The organism is Parvibaculum sp., assembly GCF_049672805.1.
In the GTDB taxonomy this organism is placed as follows: domain Bacteria; phylum Pseudomonadota; class Alphaproteobacteria; order Parvibaculales; family Parvibaculaceae; genus Parvibaculum.
This window is the reverse complement of record NZ_JBATWS010000117.1, coordinates 1-5,159: the sequence shown is the minus strand read 5'-3', so window position 1 is coordinate 5,159 and position 5,159 is coordinate 1. Positions and strand designations below refer to the sequence as shown.

Sequence of the window (5,159 nt, the reverse complement as noted above, 5' to 3'; positions counted from 1 at the left end):
TGCCAACTTTGACCGTGAACTGTTTCCGGCAATCGCCGCACTTGTGGAGGCCGAGGCGCACACGCTTCTCCGGGTTCGCCTTGATGTTGTAAATCCTGCCCATGCAGCCGCAGTGCGGGCATACAGGGCCTTCCGGCCAGATGATCGCTTCCAGCTTTGCGTAAGCCGCCGCTTCATCGTGAAAGTATGCCTTGGACAGAATGGACATCGCCTTGCTCCCTTGATGCTCTAAATATAAGGGCAATCGAGTGGGTTTGCAAGGTATATGATTCCCATAAAAAAGCCCCGGAGCGAACTCCGGGGCTTCTTATTTTGTATGTCGTGCCGATTATTCGGCGGCGCGGGCAGCGGAAGGTGCGGCGGCGCGCACATCCGGGTCCACATGGGCTTCGAACTTCGCGAAATTGTCGATGAACATTTTCACGAGCTTCTGCGCCTGTGCGTCATAGGCGGCCTTGTCGGCCCAGGTGTCGCGCGGGTTCAGGATCGACTGATCCACGCCCGGCACGCTCACCGGCACTTCGAAACCGAAATTCGGATCGATGCGGAACTCGACATTGTTGAGCGAACCGTCGAGCGCAGCGGCCAGCAGTGCGCGCGTCGCCTTGATCGGCATGCGGCTGCCTGTGCCATAGACGCCGCCCGTCCAGCCGGTGTTGACCAACCAGCAGGAGACCTTGTGCTCGGCAATGAGGTCACGCAGCAGGTTGCCGTATTCGGTCGGGTGGCGCGACATGAAGGGGGCGCCAAAGCAGGTGGAGAAGGTGGCTTCCGGCTCGGTCACACCCTTTTCCGTACCGGCGACCTTCGCCGTGTAGCCGGAGAGGAAGTGATACATCGCCTGGCTCGGCGTGAGGCGCGCCACGGGCGGCAGAACGGAGAAGGCGTCTGCCGTCAGCATGATGATGTTCTTCGGATGCGGCGCACGGCCCGTGGCGCTCGCATTCGGGATGAAGGAGAGCGGATAGGCGCCGCGCGAATTTTCGGCAAGCGCCGCGCTGTCGAGATCAAGCTCGCGCGTATTCTCGTCCATCACGACGTTTTCGAGCACGGTGCCGAAGCGCCGCGTCGTCGCGTAGATTTCAGGCTCTGCTTCCGCCGAAAGCTTGATCATCTTCGCATAGCAGCCGCCTTCGAAGTTGAAGACGCCGTTTTCCGACCAGCCATGCTCGTCGTCGCCGATCAGCGTGCGGGTTGCGACAGCGGAAAGCGTCGTCTTGCCGGTGCCGGAAAGGCCGAAGAAGATCGCCGTGTCGCCTTCTGCGCCCACATTGGCGGAGCAGTGCATCGGCATCACGCGCTTGGGCGGCAGGTCGTAGTTGAGCATCGAGAAGACGGACTTCTTGATTTCGCCTGCATAGGACGTTCCGCCAATCAGCACGATGCGCTTGGCGAAGTTGCAGGCAATCACGGTGCCGGAGCGCACACCGTACTTCTTGGGATCGGCTTCAAAGCTCGGCAGGTCGATGATGGTGAACTGCGGGTCGAAGTCAGCGAGCTCTTCCGGGCGCGGCTCGATGAGGAGGTTCTGGATGAAGAGCGAGTGCCAGGCATATTCTGTGTAAACGCGAGTTGCGAGGCGATGGGTCTGGTCGGCGCCGCCGAAGAGATCCTGAATGAAGAGTTCCTTGCCTTCAGCGTGCTTCAGCATGTCGGCATGGAGGAGGTCGAAAGCTTCCGGCGTCATCGACTTGTTGTTGTCCCACCAGACCGTCTTTTCGGTCGAGGCATCGCGGACGATGAACTTGTCCTGCGCGGAGCGACCGGTATGCACGCCGGTCTTCACGACGAGCGGGCCGTTGGCGGCAACATTGCCTTCACCCCGGCGGATCGCTTCTTCGTAAAGCGCTGCCGGACGGTAATTCCAGTGCGTCGCGGCCAGATTTTTGAAGCCGCTTTTCTCGGCACCATGTTTGCTGATGTAGGGCCCGGTCTGTTTCACGCTTCTCTCCTCGTGCTCCTCATTGGCCGCTCGCGGCCTGATCCCTGGTTTCGTCAACTGCCATCCGCGCCAAAGGGGGACGGTAAAAAGTCTATCATGCGCCCCGCCCGCTCTCAGAGTCCCGTTAGACTTCGGGAAGTGCTGGCTGGGCGGAGCTTGAAGCATAGCGCCCGCCTGTCAGGCGCGAGCTTGCTCGGTTCCCGGAAAATTGGCGCCAACATAGTTCCCGCCCCCTGCCCGTGCAACCGGTTTGCGATCTGCTTGCAGCGGGTGCGGCGATGCGCCCGCCGGGCGGCCTTCGGGGGGTGATCAGCCTATGGTTAATGGCGGCCTCAGCCGGCGCGGTCCACCTCTTCAAGCGTTTCCATAAGCCGGACATAGAAAGCGACGGCTTGGCCCATATTGACAACCGAAACCCGCTCATTCGTGCCATGGAACCGGGCCGAATCCTCCGGCCCCATATGGATGGGGATGAAGCGGAACACATTGTCCGTGATGGGCAGGTAATGGCGGGAATCCGTGCCTCCCACCACCAGATAGGGGGCCGCAATCGTGCCGGGGAAGCTCTCGGTGATCACCCGTTCGATCAGGCGGTAGCCCTCGCCATTGATGTTGGAAACGCTGGAAGCCTCGCGAATGCCCTCAAGCGGCTCGACCGACACTTCCGCATCCGCAATCGCGGCCCGCACATGCGCGATCACTTCTTCTGCCGTGTCGCGCGGATGAATGCGGAAATTGACGACCGCGCGGGCTTCCGGCGGCAGCACATTTTCCTTGTTGCCACCCGACACGATGGTCGGCGCAATGGTCGTCTGAAGCTGGGCGGCGCTGGAGGGGTTCTTCTCCATGATGCCGCGCACCACCGGCTCGAAGAGCCAGAGATTGGCATAGACCATCCGCTGGAAGAACGGCACGGCGGGCGCGAGGCTCTCGATCATGCCCCGTGTAGCGCCATCCACACGCGCTTCGAAAGGCGCCTTGCCGATCCGGTCGATCGCGCGGGCAAGGCGACCAATGGCCGTCTGCGTGGCAGGCGAGGGCATGGAGGAATGGCCGCCCTTTGAATAGGCGACAACATCAAGCGAGATCGAGCCCTTTTCGGCAACGCCGATCATGGCAACAGGCGCGGAAATGCCGGGCAGAAGCCCGTGGCCGATCACGCCGCCCTCATCCTTCACCCAGTGAAGCCGCACGCCCCGTTCCTGAAGCAGGCCGGCCAGCGCCTTGTTGCCGGTGCCTCCGCCAACTTCCTCGTCATGGCCGAAGGCAAAAAGGATCGTCCGCGAGGGGCGGAAGCCGCGCTTGATGAGAAGCTCGGCTGCCTCGACCATCGCGATAAGCGAGCCCTTGTTGTCGATGGTGCCGCGGCCCCAGACATAGCCATCCGCAATCGCGCCGGAGAAGGGCGGATGCTCCCACTGGTCTTCCGTGCCGGGGGCGATGGGCACCACGTCGATATGCGACATGAGAAGAACGGGATCGAGCGAGGCGTCTGTGCCCTCCCATGTGTAGAAAAGCGTGTGCCCGCCAATGATTTCGCGCGATGTCGCTTCCCGGAAGGCGGGATAGGTCTGGTCCATCCAGTTGCGGAAATCGGTAAAGGCCTTGTCCGAACGGGCAAGGTCTTCAGGGTCTGCACCCCGCTGATGGGAAATGGTGGGAAAGCGGATCGCCTCGGCAAGCCGTTTGGCAGCGCCTTCCGCGTCAATGCTCTCGGCCTGGCCCATGCCTGCAAGCTCGACAGGGGTGATGGCGAGTGTCCGCCCGATCACGACAGCGACCAGCACGACGAAAATGCCCGCAATGCCGAGAAGTATCTTCTTCCTCATCTCCCGCCCCCTTGGCGCACCCGTTTCAGGCCGCGCAGCTATCCCGTTGCGATGCCGTCACCCTTAGATCAGTCATAGGAGGGGGGCAAGACTCGAAGCGCCGGAAGGTTTGAGGCCGAAATCATCGCAAAGCGGGGGATGGCCGCTTCCGTCCCGCTGGGCGATTCCTTGTCATGGCGCTCCAGCCTCCAACCCCTTATACTGTCGCCACATTTTGGGCCAAAAGCATCCCTAAGCCTCATCGCGTTGCTGGGGTGGCATTCTGTGAGCGGGGTATGCCATGCAACGGGTCCATGAGGATGGTGAGCGGACCGGCCAGACCGGCCAAAGGGAACAGGGGCACATGCCAACCATTGCGTTGGTCGATGACGACCGGAACATTCTGACCTCGGTGAGCATCGCGCTCGAAGCCGAAGGCTATCATGTGCAGACCTACACGGATGGGGCTGCGGCACTGGCAGGCCTGTCGGCCAATCCGCCGGACATTGCCGTATTCGATATCAAGATGCCTCGCATGGATGGCATGGAGCTGCTGCGGCGGCTTCGCCAGAAATCCGACATGCCGGTGATCTTCCTCACCTCCAAGGATGACGAGATCGACGAATTGTTCGGCCTCAAGATGGGCGCGGATGACTATATCCGTAAGCCTTTCTCTCAGCGTCTGCTTGTCGAGCGTGTGAAGGCGGTGCTTCGCCGCGTCGCGCCCAAGGCGGAAGGGGCTGCTGCCGAAGGGTCATCGAACCAGGTTCTGGAGCGCGGCAAGCTGGTGCTCGATCCCGAGCGTCATACCTGCACATGGGATGGCAAGCCGGTTGTGCTGACCGTCACCGAGTTTCTGATCCTTCAGGCGCTTGCCCAGCGCCCCGGCTATGTGAAGAGCCGGGATTCGCTGATGGATGCCGCTTATGACGATCAGGTCTATGTGGATGACCGCACCATCGACAGCCACATCAAGCGCCTGCGCAAGAAGTTCAAGGAAGTCGATGACGGCTTCGATGCGATCGAAACGCTTTATGGCGTCGGTTATCGCTATCGGGAAAGCTGAATTCCGGCCGCTCCGGTGAAAGCCGAGGGGAAAGTTCCTGACCAGAGCCGGTGAAAAACGCATGACGAGCCTGACCGACAAGGAGGCCCGGAGGGAAACGGATGAAGATCCGGCATTCCGCTCTGCTGCCTCCCCGGAGGGCGGGTTGTTGTCCCGGCTTGTTGCAGCGCTTGGCACACGGCTTGTCGCCTTTCGCAGTTTTCTCGCACGCGGCCGCTTCGCAAGCCTTACCCGCCGCATCGTCGCTTTTAACGTGGCGGGGCTCTTCGTCCTGCTTGCAGGCATTCTCTATCTCAACCAGTTCCGCGAAGGGCTGATCGATGCCCGCCGCCAGAGCCTGCTC

5 protein-coding genes are annotated in these 5,159 nt (G+C 61.4%); 2 read left to right on the top strand and 3 right to left on the bottom strand.

The window, feature by feature from the left end:
- From WBF74_RS03665 to WBF74_RS03655, 3 genes are all read right to left on the bottom strand, one after another.
- Positions 1-208: transposase (locus WBF74_RS03665; RefSeq protein ID WP_424435320.1), on the bottom strand; the 208-nt coding region annotated here is incomplete at its 3' end.
- Positions 209-328: 120 nt separating this feature from the next.
- Positions 329-1,942 carry a phosphoenolpyruvate carboxykinase gene (locus WBF74_RS03660; RefSeq protein WP_424435317.1) on the bottom strand — a complete coding sequence of 538 codons (1,614 nt, stop codon included), beginning with the start codon at positions 1,940-1,942 and terminating at the stop codon, positions 329-331.
- 332 nt (positions 1,943-2,274) lie between these two features.
- Positions 2,275-3,771 carry a M20 family peptidase gene (locus WBF74_RS03655; RefSeq protein ID WP_424435314.1) on the bottom strand — a complete coding sequence of 499 codons (1,497 nt, stop codon included), beginning with the start codon at positions 3,769-3,771 and terminating at the stop codon, positions 2,275-2,277.
- 343 nt (positions 3,772-4,114) lie between these two features.
- Between WBF74_RS03655 and WBF74_RS03650 the strand changes: the two genes are divergently transcribed.
- The gene (locus tag WBF74_RS03650; protein ID WP_424435323.1) at positions 4,115-4,816 is read left to right on the top strand and encodes a response regulator transcription factor; all 702 of its coding nucleotides are present in this window, start codon (positions 4,115-4,117) and stop codon (positions 4,814-4,816) included.
- Between the two features lie 61 nt (positions 4,817-4,877).
- A partial coding sequence (locus tag WBF74_RS03645) for a sensor N-terminal transmembrane domain-containing protein (RefSeq protein ID WP_424435311.1) occupies positions 4,878-5,159 on the top strand: 282 nt, incomplete at its 3' end.

Bases quoted from the DNA above. Each gene is read 5' to 3' on its own strand.
- WBF74_RS03655 (WP_424435314.1), bottom strand. From the start codon at position 3,771: ATGAGGAAGAAGATACTTCTCGGCATTGCGGGCATTTTCGTCGTGCTG.
- WBF74_RS03650 (WP_424435323.1), top strand. From the start codon at position 4,115: ATGCCAACCATTGCGTTGGTCGATGACGACCGGAACATTCTGACCTCG.